The organism is Bacillota bacterium, assembly GCA_024655925.1.
Taxonomy (GTDB): domain Bacteria; phylum Bacillota; class DTU025; order DTU025; family JANLFS01; genus JANLFS01.
The window spans coordinates 30621-47888 of the sequence record JANLFS010000004.1; the positions used below are offsets into that span (position 1 = coordinate 30621).

At 62.1% G+C, this 17268-nt stretch carries 13 protein-coding genes and 1 pseudogene; 7 read left to right on the forward strand and 7 right to left on the reverse strand.

The window, feature by feature from the left end; all coding sequences use genetic code 11:
* Positions 1-139: 139 nt before the first annotated feature.
* Positions 140-723: pseudogene (locus tag NUW23_01095) on the forward strand (S41 family peptidase).
* A gap of 112 nt (positions 724-835) precedes the next feature.
* On the opposite strand, the gene tilS reads toward NUW23_01095, so the two are convergent.
* The 5 genes from tilS to proC form a co-directional block, all read right to left on the reverse strand.
* Entirely contained in the window at positions 836-2389 is a 1554-nt protein-coding gene (tilS, locus tag NUW23_01100) for a tRNA lysidine(34) synthetase TilS (protein ID MCR4424775.1), read from the reverse strand.
* 61 nt (positions 2390-2450) lie between these two features.
* Positions 2451-5177 carry a SpoIIE family protein phosphatase gene (locus NUW23_01105; protein ID MCR4424776.1) on the reverse strand — a complete coding sequence of 909 codons (2727 nt, stop codon included), beginning with the start codon at positions 5175-5177 and terminating at the stop codon, positions 2451-2453.
* Between the two features lie 186 nt (positions 5178-5363).
* Positions 5364-5585, reverse strand: coding sequence for a hypothetical protein (locus NUW23_01110; GenBank protein MCR4424777.1), 222 nt, complete (start codon positions 5583-5585; stop codon positions 5364-5366).
* 18 nt (positions 5586-5603) lie between these two features.
* Positions 5604-6980, reverse strand: a complete 1377-nt coding sequence (gene lpdA / locus NUW23_01115) for a dihydrolipoyl dehydrogenase (GenBank protein MCR4424778.1) — start codon at positions 6978-6980, stop codon at positions 5604-5606.
* 50 nt (positions 6981-7030) lie between these two features.
* The gene (gene proC, locus NUW23_01120) at positions 7031-7912 is read right to left on the reverse strand and encodes a pyrroline-5-carboxylate reductase (GenBank protein MCR4424779.1); all 882 of its coding nucleotides are present in this window, start codon (positions 7910-7912) and stop codon (positions 7031-7033) included.
* 552 nt (positions 7913-8464) lie between these two features.
* Here proC and gcvT point away from each other — a divergent pair.
* From gcvT to NUW23_01150, 6 genes are all read left to right on the forward strand, one after another.
* Positions 8465-9574, forward strand: coding sequence for a glycine cleavage system aminomethyltransferase GcvT (gene gcvT, locus NUW23_01125; GenBank protein MCR4424780.1), 1110 nt, complete (start codon positions 8465-8467; stop codon positions 9572-9574).
* Between the two features lie 7 nt (positions 9575-9581).
* On the forward strand, positions 9582-9965 hold the full coding sequence (gene gcvH, locus NUW23_01130) for a glycine cleavage system protein GcvH (GenBank protein MCR4424781.1): 384 nt from the start codon (positions 9582-9584) through the stop codon (positions 9963-9965).
* Positions 9965-11323 carry an aminomethyl-transferring glycine dehydrogenase subunit GcvPA gene (gene gcvPA / locus NUW23_01135; protein ID MCR4424782.1) on the forward strand — a complete coding sequence of 453 codons (1359 nt, stop codon included), beginning with the start codon at positions 9965-9967 and terminating at the stop codon, positions 11321-11323. The genes gcvH and gcvPA overlap by 1 nt, the downstream gene beginning before the upstream one ends.
* Positions 11323-12789 (forward strand): aminomethyl-transferring glycine dehydrogenase subunit GcvPB, encoded by a 1467-nt coding sequence (gcvPB, locus tag NUW23_01140; protein ID MCR4424783.1) that lies wholly within the window; start codon positions 11323-11325, stop codon positions 12787-12789. Before gcvPA ends, gcvPB begins: the two co-directional genes overlap by 1 nt.
* Positions 12790-12911: 122 nt before the next feature.
* Positions 12912-14828 carry a radical SAM protein gene (locus NUW23_01145; protein MCR4424784.1) on the forward strand — a complete coding sequence of 639 codons (1917 nt, stop codon included), beginning with the start codon at positions 12912-12914 and terminating at the stop codon, positions 14826-14828.
* A gap of 5 nt (positions 14829-14833) precedes the next feature.
* Entirely contained in the window at positions 14834-15649 is an 816-nt protein-coding gene (locus NUW23_01150) for a lipoate--protein ligase family protein (GenBank protein ID MCR4424785.1), read from the forward strand.
* On the opposite strand, the gene NUW23_01155 is transcribed toward NUW23_01150, so the two are convergent.
* Positions 15612-16385, reverse strand: a complete 774-nt coding sequence (locus tag NUW23_01155) for an alpha/beta fold hydrolase (GenBank protein ID MCR4424786.1) — start codon at positions 16383-16385, stop codon at positions 15612-15614. The genes NUW23_01150 and NUW23_01155 overlap by 38 nt on opposite strands.
* Positions 16386-17264, reverse strand: a complete 879-nt coding sequence (locus NUW23_01160; GenBank protein MCR4424787.1) for an NAD(P)/FAD-dependent oxidoreductase — start codon at positions 17262-17264, stop codon at positions 16386-16388.
* Between the last annotated feature and the right edge of the window lie 4 nt (positions 17265-17268).

Consider the following 17268-nt stretch of genomic DNA (forward strand, 5'->3'; position numbering starts at 1 on the left):
GGCGGGGCAGGTCCGCCAGGTCAACCTGACGCGCAGCTCCCAGGTGCCGCCGGACCTGCGCCCGGTTCCAGGGCCGAAGTTGTCCAAGAGGGATCTCGGGGGAGGCATAGTCCTGGTTGAGCTGTCCACGTTCGGCGACATGAGCGTAGCGCAGGAGTTTAACAGGGCCTTTCCGGGCTTCCGAGGAGTGCGAGGGCTCATCATCGACCTCCGTAAGAACGGCGGAGGCGACACCCCGATCGCAAACAAGATCCTCGCAAGACCGATCGCGGTGCCGGTCTGGGGCTCGTCCAATTGGACGGCCAGAAGCTACGTTCCAGTCTACCGCGCCTGGAGGCGTGAAGAAACCTGGATAAAGGGCAGAGGGGATGTCGTCTTCCCCGCCGGGCTGTTCGGGCAGTATCATGGGCCCCTGGTCCTCATCGTGGGGGAGGACACGTTCAGCGCGGCTGAAGACTTCGTCTCGGCCCTCAAGAAGCAGGACGCGCAACCCTAGTGGGATCCCCGACCGGGGGCAGCACAGGCCAACCCTTGGGGTTCCCGCTTCCGGGCGGCGGTTCGGCCAGAATCGTCGTCACGAGAGACCTCCTGCCTGACGGCAGGCCGCTGTCTGGCAACGGCATTCAGCCCGACATAGTGGTGTATCCGACCATCGCTGATGTAGTGGCAGGCAGAGACCCCGCGCTCGAACGGGCGGTTGAGGAGATAATGGCGCTGCGCTGACACGGAACCCCCCGGCGCGTGGCCCGGGTGCCTGAAACACCCTTGACGCCGCGGGAATCCGGGCGCCTGCGCCCCGGGGCACCCGGCGTCAGGCGTGCGACGCGATTTGAGATTACCCATCTGCCACGCGCTCGCACGCGCGCTCGCGGGCGAGCGCCAGGACACGCCTCGTCTGTCCGACGACAGGCGCGTCTCGGCCTGCGCGCAGGCCCGCGACCCAGATCACCCGGTCCCCCGACAGAACCACAGGGTATGACGACCGGTCGCGTCTGGGGATCTTGAGATCGGAGAAGAGGTCCGAGAGTTTCTTGGTCCCTGCCATGCCGAACGGGGCCATCCGATCTCCCGAGCTCCAGGGCCTTGCGCTCAACTCGCCCGGAAGTTCGTCTTGATCGAATACGGCCCATTCTGTTCCGATATCATCGGGGTCACACCGAATGTCCCCCAGCCCGCACCGGGCGAAAGCAGCGCGGGCAACCGCGGCCAGACCCTGAACCCCTTGGGCATCAAGGTCTTTTTCCCGTCGCTCTTCCCCATCTGTCTCATCCACTGCCGCGAGGATCGCCCAACCAAGGTCGGAGAGGACCGTGATTCCAGGCACAGCAAGCCGGACCCTGGGAAGCGGCGCGCCGGGACTTGAGCCCACCTCCTCTGCGCCTTCCGGCGGTTCCCTCAACTCGAACACCAGCCGGTCATAGGTCAGGGTAGCCTGGACCCCTCGGGGCAGGTCCACGGAATCTCCTGCGGTGCCCAGACTGAGCAGGCGGATGAGGTTGCCGATGTGGACGTGGTAGAGGTCGCGCCTGTCCCCAGCCACCTCAGCGAAGCAAAGGTTCAACACTCGGGCGAGTAAGGATGCGGGGAGCGCGGAGGCGAGGTCTCTGGGAAGAGACCCAGGCGGTAAAAGCGACCGGAGATGGGCCAGTTTCTCCCGGGCAAGAGAGGTGAGAAAAGCGTCATCCTCCGCAGCCGAACATGCCAGCCGTTCCAGGGCCTCTCTGATACCGGAGTTGTAGCGTGCCTCAAGAAGCGGGAGGAGTTCACGCCTGATCCGGTTCCGGGTGTATACAGTCTCCTGGTTGGATACGTCCTGCCGGGGTGAGAGCCCCCGCTCGCGAAGGAACTCCTCGATCTCAGCACGGGTCACGTGGGCAAGCGGCCGAATCACGGAAAAGCCGCCCTGCAGAGGGCGAACAGGGGGAATCCCGGCGAGCCCACGGACCCCGGTCCCTCTCACAATCCGCATGAGCACAGTCTCTGCCTGGTCATCCAGGTGATGTGCGACCGCGACTCGGGTGAATCCCAGGGACCTGGCAACCTGGGCGAAAAAGGCGTACCGCGCTGACCTGCCCGCTTCCTCTACCGATGTTCCGAGGGATCGGGACAGTGCCGCTACATCCACCTGGTCAACTGTGGAGGGGATCTTAAGACTCTCGGCAAGGTTTCGGACATACTGTGCGTCCTGCTCGGCATCGGCCCCGCGAAGCATGTGGTCGAGGTGAGCGACATGCAGACGGAGCGCCAGCATCTCACGGAGATCCGCGAGACACACGAGGAGAGCAACGGAATCCGGGCCGCCCGACACTCCTACGACCACGCCATCGCCCCGTTCCACCATCCTGTGGCGGCCCAAAGTCTCCCTCACTTTCCTGACGAGGTCCCCCACTGCCAGCACCTCCGGTATTAGCATGCCGCATACAGGGTGGACCTTTCAACACAGACTCTGTCTATCCTGCCATCGAGAGATGGAGTCCGGGTATGCTACTCTCACCGCCAACCGGAATGAGCCTGGCTGTCAGCACGGTCATGTCGTCTGCTGGGTTCACCCTCGCCTTCTTCGAACCCTGAGCCCAATCCAGGATCGCCTTCGCGGCGTCGGAAGCCTTGTTCCCCTTCGACTGTTGAACCGCCCGGATCAACCTCTGGTCTCGGTCGGCCATGTCTCTCCTGGCCTCGATCACCCCATCGGTGACCATTATCAGGACATCGCCCGCACGAAGGGCCCGCTTGAACCTGTTGACCGGCATGGGGGCCTTCACTCCCGCTGGAAGCGACGGGGCGCCCACCTGGACCACTTCTTTGCCGTGCTTTATGAGGCTGGGGGGTGCGCCGGCCTTGACCATCTCGACTTCCCCGGTGTACAAGTCGACTACTGCGAGATCGAGGGTGGTGAAACTCTCATCCCGCGACCGGAGGAGCATCAACATGTTCACCGCCTGGACCGCGAAATCCACCTCGAGACCGGTCTCGAGCAGCCTGGCCAGAGTCGCGGCGGCAGCCCCGCTCTCCTGGGACGCTCGAGTGCCCACCCCCATCCCGTCAGCCAGGATGATGGCCATTCTGCCGTCTCCGAGATTCCTCAGAAGGTGGGTGTCGCCCGATACCTCCAGGTTGTGGCGGGCGATCTTGACCACCTCTGTTTCCAGATCGTACTTGCGAGTGGGAAGAAGCCTGATCGAGCACTCGGTGAGTTCGCCAGCACCCCCAACGGCGTGGGGACAGCAAGCGCTCCAGACTGAGAGTGGGCGCCCCACCACCCGCGCCACGATGGGCGCGATGGACTTGACGCACTCACCATCTCGTTGGCAGGGCCTCTTCCACATCCGCACTTCGAGTGCCTCTCCGCCAGAACGGGACACGCTCACCCTGCTGACACTGATGCCGAGCCTGCCAAGCCTCTCCTTTATCTCCCTCTCAATGTCCTCCTCGAACCGAACTCCCACTCCGATGTCTTCAGACATACTGTTGAGAGCCCGCGAGACTCCGTCCATCTGAAGCGAAAAGACCTCCGCCGCCGCGCTGAGGCTGAACCCGGCGCCGCTTCCTGCTTCTTGCCCCACATGAACCCTCGATCCGGCGCGCAGAGTGCATCCGGCCACCTCGTTTGCGGCCTCCACCAGCGGGCCTGTCCTCGCACACCGACCTGTCAAGGCCGCGGGAAGATCCTCGGGCTTCACTTCCCCATTCAACTCGAACAGGGCAAGAACGTCCACCAGGTCGCGGCAGGTCTTGAAGAACAGATCGCCCCAGCACGTGGAGTAACGAGGGCAACCACTGCACGCCCTCTCGCGCACCGAAGACACGATCTGTGCCACCCTCATGGGCATCGAGCCTGTGGGCCCAGAGCCCTCGACCTCCAGCAGCCAACGACTCCGCTCTGAATCGGGTTCCCCAGTATTCGCAGCTGCCCCGCTGTGAACCCGTCCTTGCTGTCCGCGGGATATCTCGTGCGCGGCCTCTCCGCTGCCAGCACGGCTTACTCCGACCGCGAATGCCTCAGCCAGCTCTCCAAAGGCGTTCCCCAGTTCAGCCAGGCGCTGGGAGATGATGTAGTGAACACGCTGGGTGTACGCTCTCTCTCGCCGTGCAGCCTCGACTGTGTCAGGAACGAACCGCGCTGCACTCGAAAACAACCGTCTGGGTATAGCCAAGAACAGGATCATGGCCCCGGCCGCCTCAATGAGTGAGCACGAGAAGGCTGCCTCAGAGGAGAATTGAAACCCTACCACCACCGCCGACAGGACAAGAATGAAGCCGGCCACTGCCCGCCCCTGCCCACGGACGGAGCCAACCATGAGGCCTGCAAGAGCCAGAGCTCCCATTGACAACACGGACCCAGTCCGTGACATGGAGAGAACCAGCCCAAGCGCAGCGCCGCCCACCGCGCCGGCTCCGGGTCCGGCGACGAACCCGACGAAGCCTGACGTGAATAGGGCCGCGATTCTGCCCGGGGATACACCGAAGACCGACAATGAGTCCAGACCGGCACAGATTGCAGAGAGCCCTATCAGAAAGCACGTCGATTCCATCGCCGTCTGAGCCCGCGACATCCCCCGTCTCGCGTATGCTAGCGTGGCCGGGATGACGAAGGCAGAGGCAATCCCGGCCACCGCCGATTCTACCAGGGCAAACGTAGCGGTATCGATCCCCGAACCGAGTAAGAGTTCAGACAGTACAGTCCCTGCGAACGAGCAGATGAGCACGGACGCCCCAACCGCCCACGACGCCTGTGGCGCTCGTTCCTCCACCAATTGATTCCTGAGCGGTTTTCGCATGGGGAAGAAAAGCACTGAGGAGACTCCGAGAGCCAGTACACCAGATCGTCCCCGGAACACCCATGATGCGGCGAGCGCGCCGGACAGGGTGGAGAGCCCGGACGGGATTCTCCACGCCACCAGCGAAGAGGCTACTGCAACAATCCCGAAAGGCACATATGCACCGAATAAGACTGCCGACGCAGCAGCGAAGCCGACCCCGGCGAACAGCGCGGATCTGGCGGAAAGGAGATGCCTGAGAGACAACATGACATTCAGCGCCGAGCGGACCGCGCCCCGGTAGCCTGTCCCCTGCCGGCGCACGGGTCGAGGTCCCTTGGGTTTGAGCCTCACGCCGTTAGTCCAGCGGACTTGCCCACTCTTCCTGCTGTAGGCGGGTATGCCGTCCCTCGACGCCACGCGTTCCACCCCTCTGCTCTCATGCCTGCAAGAAGCAAAGATTCAGAGCAATTGTAGCATGGGGCGACGCGCAAACCTTGTAGATTCATCTAGACGCCATGCATAGAAAACCCGGCAAAAGACCTGCAAAAAAGCAGGGTGACTGCACCAGATCTTGCACCGGCGCAGCCACCTCACGGAAGGGGACTATCCGCGCCTGCGAGTGGCATCGAGGAAGAGAAGAATGCCGACGACTATCAACAATACGGGAATCAAGTGGGCGGTTCCGACCCGGAAGAAGTAGAGCCCCCGAAAGATGTTAGGTATGCATGGGAATCCGAGGCGGATGAGAGTTATGCCAAGGTTTCGGGCCAGCCAGACCACGCCTATGATCAACAGCACCAAACCGAAGAAGACTCTGTCTCTCACGCCTTTCACCTCACAACCTCAGATGTGAACGGCAAGCCCCATCGCAGCCTCGGCCGATTCCATCACGGTCTCGGCGAGCGTTGGGTGGGCGTGTATGGTGTGTGCGACATCCTCGATGGTGAGCCGGTTTTGGACCGCCAGGGCCAGCTCGGCTATGAGGTCGCTCGCATGAGGTCCCACTATGTGTCCACCGATGACACGCCGTCCGGACTGTTCCGCAAGTATCTTCACGAACCCTTCCACTTCCCCCATGGCCACTGCCTTCCCGGAGGCGGCGAACGGGAACTTGCCCACGACGTAACTGATGCCGGATGCCCTGGCACCGACCTCTGAGAACCCGACCGTCCCCACCTCGGGACTTGTGAAGATGCAGGAGGGGACGGAGTGGTACTCCATCTCGGTGTCTCGGCCGGCGATATTAGCCGCAACCACAAGCCCTTGCGCGGATGCAACGTGGGCGAGAGGGTTCTTGTTGGTCACGTCACCGATGGCCCAGATGCCCGGCTCGGACGTGCGCAGGCGCGAGTCCACCACGATCTCTCCGGCCGGGCCGAGTTCCAGCCCAGCCTCGACGGCCCCGGAACCCCCGATGTATGGCTTTCGTCCCATGGACAGGATGACCTTCTCGGCCCTGAAGACCTCTCCCGTGTCGGTCTTGGCCTGGACCAGCCCATCGGAGACGTCGACTTCTGTGATCTTGGTGGCGGTGTGAATCTTGATTCCGCGTTTCTGGAAAGATGCTGCGATCACACTAGCGACATCCGAATCTACCATCGGCAAGATGGTTGGCATTATGTCAACCATGGTCACCTCGGACCCGAACGTCCGGAAGATGCTTGCGAACTCGCACCCGATGACTCCTGCACCTACCACCAGAATGCTCGACGGGATCGAGGTGAGCGATAGGACTTCTTCGGAAGTCAAGACGTTCCGACCATCGTGCCCGAGCATCTTGGGGGCGATGGGCACAGACCCAGTAGCTACCACGATGTTGCGGGTCTCTACCCGGCTCAGGCTGCCGTCCGCCGCCTCTATCAGGACTGCCCCAGGGGTGTCGATCCTTCCTCTCCCCGAGATCACGTCGACCTTCCACTTCTTGAGGAGAAACCCCACACCGTTCCTGAGTCTCGCGACCACCCGGTCCTTTCTGGACATGACTCTCGGGAAGTCGATGTCCACAGCCGGGATGGATATGCCGAATTCGGCCCCGCGCCGGGCGTCGGCCACCATGTCCGCAGTATGAGCAAGCGCCTTGGTGGGGATACATCCCCAGTTCAGACAGGTTCCGCCGAGATCTGCCTTCTCCACCAGGGCACACCTGAGCCCATACTGGGCTGCACGGATAGCACAGACGTACCCACCCGGTCCACCGCCGAGGATGACCAGATCGTACATGCACAATATCCCCCTTGCCTGTCCCGTTCTACATCCTTTGGGTATTCTAGCTACCGCCCTGCGGTTCCTGCCTGCGCAGACCCCCGGGTCACGCTCCGGGCGGAACCGCACACCTCCTGCTCGATCTCCGCTGATCGCTTCGCCGCAGCGTGGATCGCAGCCTGGAAAGTGGCAGCTACGTCAAATGAGCGGAGAACGCGGAGGCCTTCGAGGGTAGTGCCCCGGGGCGACGCCACTTGGTCCACGAGGTGTCCGGGTTCCTGGCCGGTTTCCGCCATCATCCTGCCTGCACCAAGTAGCGTCTGTATTGCGAGCTGTCTGGATACATCCGGGGGCAACCCCGCGGCCGACCCCGCTGCCTGCATCGCATCGACAATGTAATAAATGAAGGCTGGGCCGCTCCCGGACAACCCAGTGACTGCGTCGAAGTATGCCTCGTCCACTTCCCAGACCTTGCCCACCGATGAGAACACGGAACACGCCACATCTCTGGCTGTGTCATCTGTCCCGGCGCCGAGGCAAATCGCAGTCGCTGACTCACGCACAACGCATGAGGTGTTGGTCATGGCCCTGACTATTCGAACATCCGGCCCAAGCTTGCCCGCGATGTATGTCGTGGGGATCGCGGCGGCGAGGCTTATGATCACGTGGCGTCGTTTTACGTGGGGCGCACACTGCTCGAGCGCGATCCCCATGTCCTGGGGCTTGACAGCCATGATGACAACGTCCGCGAAACGGAAGACGGTCGCTTTGGACATCGTGGAGCGGACCCCCCACCTATCTACGACCTCCCGGAGTTTCTCAGACCTTCGCCGGCCGTTCACCATGACATCGCCGGGCTCGAGGAATCCCCCGCTCACAAGCCCTCGAACCAGAGCCGAAGTAATGCGCCCAGCCCCCACGAACCCGATCTTCATATTCAGTCCCTTCATGCTGTGCCCAACTCCGTCCTTTCCGCCCCGGAAAGCAAAAACGCCCCTCGCCCGTAAGGACGAAAGGCGTTGCTTCCGTGGTACCACCTTGCTCGGCACGCCATGCCGGCGCGCCCTCTGCCCGGTACGCCCTGCCCCCAACCGGGGGCACGGGTTATACCGCCCCGCATGCTAACGGGCGGGCGCCGGCCAGGCTCATCGCCTGCTGCTCCGGGGTGGGTTCTCCCGGGTGCCCGGTGCCTTCCTCACAGCCATTCGGGAGGCTCTCTGAACCGCGCCCGGCCGGGGTACTCTTCCCCATCATTGCATTTAGCTCCTGTATTGACCATTATTATACGGCTCGCGTTCCCCGACGTCAACAGGCAGTCGCCCGGGCAGCCTCGGTGACTGGCAATGCCTCAGATGGGTTGTCACCTCCCATACCACCAAAAAACGCCGGTCAACTCAGCTACTCGCGTGACTGGGGGCAGGACTTTCGGCGCGTATGCTGAATACAATTGGGTGCGGGGCATCGCGGACCAGGCTCCGCTCAATCTTCAGGGGGGTGGACAGATGTCCGAACTGCGTAAGACGCCTCTCTATGACGCCCACGCGGCACTGGGAGCAAGGCTGATCGATTTCGGAGGATGGGCCTTGCCGGTGCAGTACACCGGGATCCTAGATGAACACAAAGCAGTCAGAGAGCGCGCCGGCCTGTTCGATGTGTCCCATATGGGTGAGATCGACGTCGAAGGTCCGGACGCGCTCCGACTTGTCGATCACCTGGTGACAAATGACTGCTCCGGAATGTCCCTACACCAGGTCATCTACACCCCGATGTGTTATCCTGACGGTGGGGTAGTGGATGACCTCCTCGTCTACAAGCTGGCGGAAGACCACTACCTACTCGTCGTAAACGCGTCCAACACGGAGAAAGACTTCGCGTGGGTTCAGGAGAACCTGGGTTCTCTCAACGTACACGTGAGGAACATATCTGCGGAGACCGCGCAGCTCGCGCTGCAAGGCCCGAGAGCCGAAGAGATACTCGGGGCCCTTACCCGGGTCGACCTGCGCTCGATTAAGTTCTTCTTCGCTGTGCCCGACTGCCCGATTGCCGATAGAAAGTGCCTCGTGTCGCGGACAGGCTACACCGGTGAAGACGGTTTCGAAATCTACTGTGCTCCTGCGGACGCCGAGCATATCTGGAACGCGCTGTTGGATGCCGGGAAACCTCTAGGCCTTTCTCCCGCTGGCCTGGGTGCGCGCGATACGCTTCGATTCGAAGCATGTCTTCCCCTCTACGGGCACGAGCTTTCGCCCGACATCTCGCCTCTCGAGGCGAACCTCGGGTTCTTCGTCAAGCTCGGCAAGGACAGTTTCATCGGCCGCGATGCACTCTTGACCCAGAAGGAGAGGGGGCTCGCCCGCAAGCAGGTGGGGTTGGAGATACTAGAGCGAGGGATTCCGAGACAGGGGTATCCGGTGCTCGCGGGAGACACCGTCGTGGGCCACGTCACATCTGGTGCCCACTCGCCCACGTTCAACCGCGGGCTGGCGCTCGCTCTGGTGCCAGTAGAACACGCTCGAGCAGGAACTGAGCTCGCCATCGACATAAGGGGCCGTGCGCACAAGGCCGTGGTAGTGAAAACCCCGTTCTATAAGAAGGCGTACAGGAAGGAGTAATGACAGAATGGCCAGCGTCGTCAAGTTTACCCGGGATCACGAGTGGGTGCGCGTAGAAGGTAACACTGCCGCCGTCGGCATCACCGAACACGCAGTGCATGAACTCGGAGATGTCATCTTCGTAGAGTTGCCTGAAGTTGGCCTTTCGGCTAATCAGGGCGAAAAGCTCGCGGTGGTCGAATCAGTCAAGGCTGTCGCTGACGTCTTCGCCCCGGTAGGGGGAGTTGTAACTGGTGTCAACGATGCTCTGACAGGCAAGCCCGATCTGCTCAACGAGGATCCGATGGGCGAGGCCTGGATTGCAAAGCTCGAAATAGCCAATATGGGGGAACTGGACGGCCTCATGGACGCTGATGAATACGAGGCGTTCCTGAAGGAGGAAGGAGACTGATGGGATCTCCCCACAGGTACATCCCCAATACCGAGAAAGACATCGAGGGGATGCTCCAGGACATCGGCGTGTCCGGTGTGGACGATCTGTTCTCAGACATCCCACCCGAGTTCAGGCTGGACAGGCCTCTCGATCTGCCTTCCGCTCTGTCTGAGCAGGAGCTGATGGCTGAAATTTCCAGGCTTGCTTCCAGGAACTCAGCCTCAGACGCCAATGCATCCTATCTCGGAGCTGGAATCTACGACCATTATGTGCCGAGCGTCGTGGATCACATCCTGAGACGTGGCGAGTTCTACACCGCATATACTCCCTACCAGGCTGAAGTGAGTCAAGGGACGCTCCAGGTCATCTTCGAGTACCAGACTATGGTCTGTGAACTCACGGGTATGGATGTCGCCAATGCATCTCTCTACGACGCGGGGACCGCTGTGGCGGAGGCTGCCATTATGGCGTGCTCGGCCACGGGGCGGAAGAAGGTGCTGGTGACACGCGCCACCAACCCAAGGTACCGAGAGGTCCTCGTCACTTACGCAAAGCCCAGGGGTATAGAGATCGTATTGGTGGACTACTGCCCAGCGATGGGTGTGACCCTGGCCGAGACCGTGGCCCAGTATGCTGGGCCAGGCGTGGCGTGTCTAGTTGCACAGAGCCCCAACTACTTCGGGTGTGTAGAAGACATGGAGTCCTTGGGCTCGGTCGTCCACTCCTCCGGTGGGTTGTTCGTCGCAGTGGTGAACCCCATCTCACTGGGCATTCTTGCCCCTCCCGGATCCTACGGGGCCGACATCGCCCTCGGTGAAGGGCAGGCGCTCGGGAACCCCATGAACTTCGGCGGGCCACTTCTCGGCTTCTTTGCCACCACTAACGCCTTGATAAGGCGGATGCCAGGACGCCTCGTGGGGCAAACTCAGGACTCATCCGGCAGGCGCGGGTTCGTACTGACGCTTCAGGCGCGGGAGCAGCACATAAGACGCGAAAGCGCGACCTCCAACATCTGCTCCAACGAGGCTCTGTGTGCCCTTGCCGCCGCAGTCTACTTGAGCCTCATGGGGCCGGGAGGGCTCAGGCGTGTCGCGGAACTCTGCACCTGGAAAGCCCATTACGTCAGGGACCGGATCGCGGCAATCCCCAACTACGAGATCCCGTTTAACGGTCCGTTCTTCAATGAGTTCGTGGTGAGGGCGCCCGGATGCCCTGTCGACCGCAACCAGGCTCTCCTACGAAAGAGCATCATCGGCGGCAAGCCTCTGCGTGGGGACTATCCTGAGCTTTCTGGGTGCACGCTCTGGGCGGTCACTGAGAAGCGCACCCGCGAGCAACTTGACACCCTCGTCCGGGAACTGGAGGTGTTGGTCTGATGAAAGGCCCCCAACCCCTCATTTTCGAACTGAGTGCCCCCGGGCGTGCCGCGGTGGATCTCCCCCAACCGGACGTGCCCACCTCTGATCTATCGACGCTGTTTCCTGCAAAATCACTTAGAGTTGACCCGCCGGGCCTGCCTGAGGTGAGCGAGGTCGACGTGGTCCGGCACTTCGTGAACCTGTCGCAACTCAACCATGCAGTCGACACCGGGTTCTACCCTCTCGGGTCCTGTACGATGAAGTACAACCCCAAGGTCAACGAGGACGCCGCAAGGCTGCCAGGCTTCACCGGTCTACACCCCGCGCAGCCCGAGTCTTCGGTGCAGGGTGCTCTGGAGTTGCTCTACTCTCTCGGCCGCTATCTGTCGGAGATCACAGGAATGGACAAGTTCACCCTCCAACCCGTGGCCGGGGCGCACGGCGAGATCACCGGGCTCTTCATCATCCGGGCCTATCACCTGTCCCGCGGAGAGCACCGCACGAAGATCCTGGTGCCGGACTCCGCTCACGGCACCAACCCCGCAAGCGCTGCTGGCGCCGGAATGCAGGTTGTTCAGGTGAAGTCCGATTCTTCGGGCAATGTCGACATCGACGACCTCAGGGCGAAGATTTCTGGCGAGGTCGCCGCCCTCATGCTCACCAACCCCAACACTTTGGGGCTCTTCGATGAGCACCTCAAGGAGATCAATGAGATCGTGCATGGGGCAGGAGCACTCCTCTACTATGACGGGGCCAACGCCAACGCTATCCTCGGTAAGTCGAGGCCTGGGGACATGGGGTTCGACGTGATACACCTGAACCTTCACAAGACGTTCTCCACGCCTCATGGAGGGGGTGGGCCGGGTTCCGGGCCGGTCGGGGTCAAGGAGTTCCTCGAGCCATTCCTTCCCACGCCCCTCGTTGAGTTCGATGAGGCATCCGGGATGTACCGGTGGAATTACGAGCGGCCCCAGTCCATAGGGCGCGTCCACTCATGGAACGGCAACTTCGCGGTCATGGTTCGCGCTTGGGCCTACATCCGATCCATGGGCCCCGACGGGCTTAGAACCGCGTCCGAACATGCCGTGGTCAACGCCAACTATGTAATGCGCAAGCTGATGCCGTTGTTCGATCTGCCTTACGACCGCCCGTGCAAGCACGAGTGCGTCCTCTCAGGCACAAAGCAGAAGAAAGCCCACGGGGTCCGCACCCTCGACATGGCCAAGCGCCTGCTGGATTTCGGGTACCATGCTCCCACGGTCTACTTCCCCCTCATCGTGGACGAAGCAATGATGATCGAGCCTACGGAGACGGAAAGCCGGGAGACACTCGACGCGTTCATCGAGGTCATGACCAGAATCGCGCATGAGGCGGAGGAATGCCCGGATGTCCTGCACGACGCGCCTCATACAACGCCGGTGGGGCGGTTGGACGAAACACAAGCGGCAAGAAGACCTGTGTTGAGGTACAGCCGAGAGAGCTAAGCAGGAACGGGGTTATCTCCGTTGCTGCCCGGGCGGCGCTCCAATTGCGCCGCCCGCCTCTCTATCATGACGGAGACTGGCATGAGATACCAATTCAGCCCAAGGAGCCAGGAGGACGCGAATTGAGCACAGCTGAGGATCGAGCCTGGTCCATACGGACCGCAAATTTCGCACCTGAGATAGTTTTTGCAAGACCATCCCAGACGCTGACAGTCTCCGTCACAGGCAGTGAGTGCGCCCTCGGCTGCGCCCACTGTGGCGGCAGGTACCTGGTGGGCATGCGCCCGGCGGCAGAGGCCCTGGCTGCTCTCACGTCTGGGGCGCGGACTCCCCGATCCCTTCTCGTAAGCGGCGGATGCGACCCCGGGGGCCGCGTTCCTCTCAGCACTTGGCTCCGGCAGTTGCGGGAGGCTTCCCCCGACGGGGTCAGGCTCAACTGCCACGCAGGGCTCGTCTCAGCCGATGAGGCCGCGGAGATTGCGAGATGGGCAGATATTGTCTCTTTCGACTTCGTTTCGGATCCTCGTGTGATCCAGGAGGTATACGGGCTTTCACGGTCGCCCGAGGACTACATCGACACCTACATGGCCCTGTCCAACCGCGTCCGCACCGTCCCACACATCTGCATTGGACTCGCGGAAGCACTGGAGACAGGTGGATCCCTGCATAGTGGTAACCCTGATTCTGAGATAGGAGCTGTGGAGGCTCTGCGAGGGCTTGTGGACTCCGGCCGGGCCCCGCTCCCGCCCGCGCTTGTCTTCATCATTTTCACCCCGACCCGGGGCACCAGGTTCGAGAGCAAGCCGCCCCCTTCCCTCGCCCTAGTTGGTGCGGTTCTCGCCAGGGCGCGCGAAGTCTTCCCTGACATCCCTATCAACCTGGGGTGCATGCGTCCGACGGGTGACTACCGCACCCAGGTCGATACCCTCGCCATCAGGTGCGGAGTCAACCTGATCGTACAGCCCAGCGCCGGGGCTTTCGATGAGGCGCGGCTGCAGGGACTACGTGTTATCGAGACCTATGAATGCTGTGTGTTTGAGCCGACAAGGTCCCCCGGGGTATTGAAGATCAGAGCATCCTCCGGGACTGCGGCGGCCCTTGGGCTTCTTCCCCTCAAGTCACTCGCCGCCCCAACAACGGCCTACGTAATGGTCGGCGACAAGTGCGCGAGGGACTGCGCCTTCTGCGCACAGGCCAGGAGCAGCACGGATGGAGAGGGCAAGCTGTCTCGAGTGACGTGGCCCGAGGTCCCGCGAGACGCTTTCGCCAACGCGCTTGCCCAGGCTGCGCGCTCGGGGCGGGTCCACAGGGCATGTGCTCAGGTAGTAGGGGGCTTGGATGCCCTGGCGGCCGCGGTTGAGGCAGTCCGATTCCTCCGACAAACGGGCGGAGCAGGATTTCCGGTGAGCGTGTCGTTCAGTGCCACCTCTGGCGAGAAGGATGTTGAGGCGCTTCTGGAAGCGGGGGCCGACCGGGTGGCTCTCCCGTTGGACGCGTGTGAGGCCTCCATCTACCAGAAAGTCAAGGGGCACGATATGTCCAGGGCACTTGAATTGATCCTTCGGTGCGCACGGGCGTTTCCGGGAAGGATTGGGACTCATCTCATCGCGGGGCTAGGCGAAAGCGAAGAGGATCTGATCCGCCTTGCCAGCAGGATGTTCGACGCAGGCGTCGGCGTCGGCCTGTTTGCCTTCACGCCTCTTCCCGGCACCAGGCTTGCCGGGGCGCCGCCTCCAGACATCGGGTCTTACCGTCGTGTCCAGCTATGCCTCTACCTCATGAGACAAGGGTTGGCCCTGGTTGGGGACTTTGATTTCCGTGGAGGGACGGTTCGGAGGATTGCGATCCCTGCTGAGACCGTAATGAAGGCGGCCCTATCAGGTGAGCCGTTCAGGACATCAGGGTGTCCTGACTGCAACCGCCCTTTCTACAATGAACGTCCTGGTGGCACCATGTACAACTACCCTGAACCCCTTGAAGCGCGTGACGCCGAGACCGCTGCAGAAACCGCGCTCATCGGAGTAGAATTGGGAGACTGAGCAGAATGTCGAACGAGAACACGACGGTCTGGAGAATAGTATGGAGCCCGGCGTTGCCCGGGCCGGAGAACATGGCAGTCGACGAGGCAATCCTGGAATCGGTCAAGCAGGGGCTTGCGCCGCCCACTCTCCGGTTCTACACTTGGAGCCCAGCGTGCGTCTCGATCGGGTACTTCCAGTGCGCCGCGGCCTCCACAGACATGGCGGAGATCAAAAGACGCGGGCTGGGGTTCGTCCGCCGTCCCACCGGCGGCAGGGCGATACTCCACGACGATGAACTCACCTATAGCGTGGTTGCGCCCGTCAGCCTGCTTCCGGGCCCAAGCAGCGTGCTCGACACCTACCTCACCATCAGCCGAGGGCTCCTCTCCGGCCTGCTCGCACTTGGGGCACAGGTGGAGCTTGCGCCCCGTGGAGGAGACCGTCCAGGGCATGCCAAGTCCGCGGCATGCTTCGACACCCCGTCCTCGTACGAATTGGTCTCTGGAGGTCGAAAGGTCGTGGGGTCCGCCCAGACCCGGCGGGGTGGGGTCCTCCTTCAGCACGGTTCAGTCCCTATTTCCATGGATTTCCAGCTCCTGACGGCGGTGCTCGGGCTCGAGCCCAGAATGAAAGAGACTCTCCGCTCAGGAGTCGTCACTGTCAGTGAACTGCTCGGCCGGGGAATCGAGCCGCGTGAACTCGGGGAAGCGCTCGCGGGCGGGCTCATCCGTGAGGTGCTCGGAGCCTGTGAACGAGGGGAACTCACAGGGGGCGAGAAGGCCCTAGCGGCGGAGTTGGTGGCTAAGTACAACAGCGATGAGTGGAACTTCGTGCGGTGACGAAGCTGGAGAGTTCCTCGAAGAGCCTTTCCTGGTCTTCACCGAACATGCACATGTGCCTGGAATTGGGTAGGAGTACCAACCGCTTGTCCACAGAGGCCAGGTGGTCGGCAATGTACCTAGCGTCTTCGGGAGGCGCGGTCCGGTCCTGAGCCCCCGCCACTACGAGTGCAGGGGTGGTGACCTTGGCAAGGTTTCGCCTCACGATGGACATCAAACGGATCAGGCTCTCCGCACATACGAGAGGTTTCTGAGTATACGCCACCTTGTTTACGCCGCTCGACACCTCCGGAGGCACCGGGGCGGGCGGGTCATACTTCTGGAAGAACTTGAGTATCGGGAGCAACACGACTCTCGGGTCTCGGATGCGCATGGGCGAGCTGATGACCGCGATCCCGTCCACTTCATGCCTCTGTGCGAGGTAGAGGGCAATCAACCCTCCCATGGAGAACCCCACTACGAAGACGAGGTCGTGCTCGCTCTTCATGCGAACCAGAGCGGACTCGGCGCACCCGACCCAATCGGTGAAACGCGTCCGGCTCATATCCTCCACCGACGTTCCATGGCCAGGCAACCGGGGCGCGTACGCGAAAATCCCTCTCGATGCGAGATGCTCTCCGATGGGCCTGACCTCCGAGGGCGACCCTGCGAATCCATGGATGATGAGCGCCGCAACCCTGCCGTCCCCAGCCGGGATCGTGAAAGTTTCAGCGCCTCTCATCACCTCCGGCTGCATTCAGCGCCCCTCCCGGTCCAGGAATCTCGCAGCGCTCAGTCCGGCGACCTGCCCTTCGCCGACAGCCTTTGCCACCTGATAGGGCCTGCCTACACAGTCGCCCGCCGCGAAGACCCCCGGGACCGACGTCGCCATGTCACGGTCCACGCGTATCACACCCTCCGCCATCTCAAGTCCGTCGAGGAGCCTCTCAACGGGGATTGACTCCCTGATGATGAAGACCCCATCTGCCTCGATGGTCCCGTCTTCGAGCTCCACCCCAGTCACGGTGGATTCTCCCAGGATCGCCCGAACCTTGCTCCTTGTGACCCGGATCTCTGGCTTAAGCTTGGGTGCCCCTTCCGTGCCGGCCCGGTGGAGCATCACGTAGGTTACCTCCGAGCATATCTCTACGAGGAAGTTCGCTTCCTCCTCCGCGTGGGGCGCCAGTGCGATCACCACGACGCGCTTCCCGCGGTAGAGCGGGCCGTCACAGGTAGCACAGTAGCTCACACCCATGCCAAGGTAATCTGCTTCACCACGGATCGTTGCTGCCTGTACAGCACCAGTGGCAAGAACCAGTGTCTTGGCAGAGTAATCACCCGAGGGGGTGAGCAGCGAGAACGAATCGCCGAGGTTGTATATGCCGATGACTTCCTCCTCGATAAGGTTCGCGCCTGTCTTCCTTGCGTGGTCCAGAAACCGCGTGATGAGTTCTCGCCCGGGAATCTTCTCGACCCCGAGGTAGTTCTCAATAGCGGGCGCACGCTCAAGGCTCTGGCTTCCAAGCCTGCGCGAGAGCACGGCCACGGACTTGTTCCTTACCCGGGCGTTCAGAGCGGCGGAGAGTCCCGCAGGACCGCTTCCCACGACCACCACGTCGAACGCGCGCCCTTCCATGGAA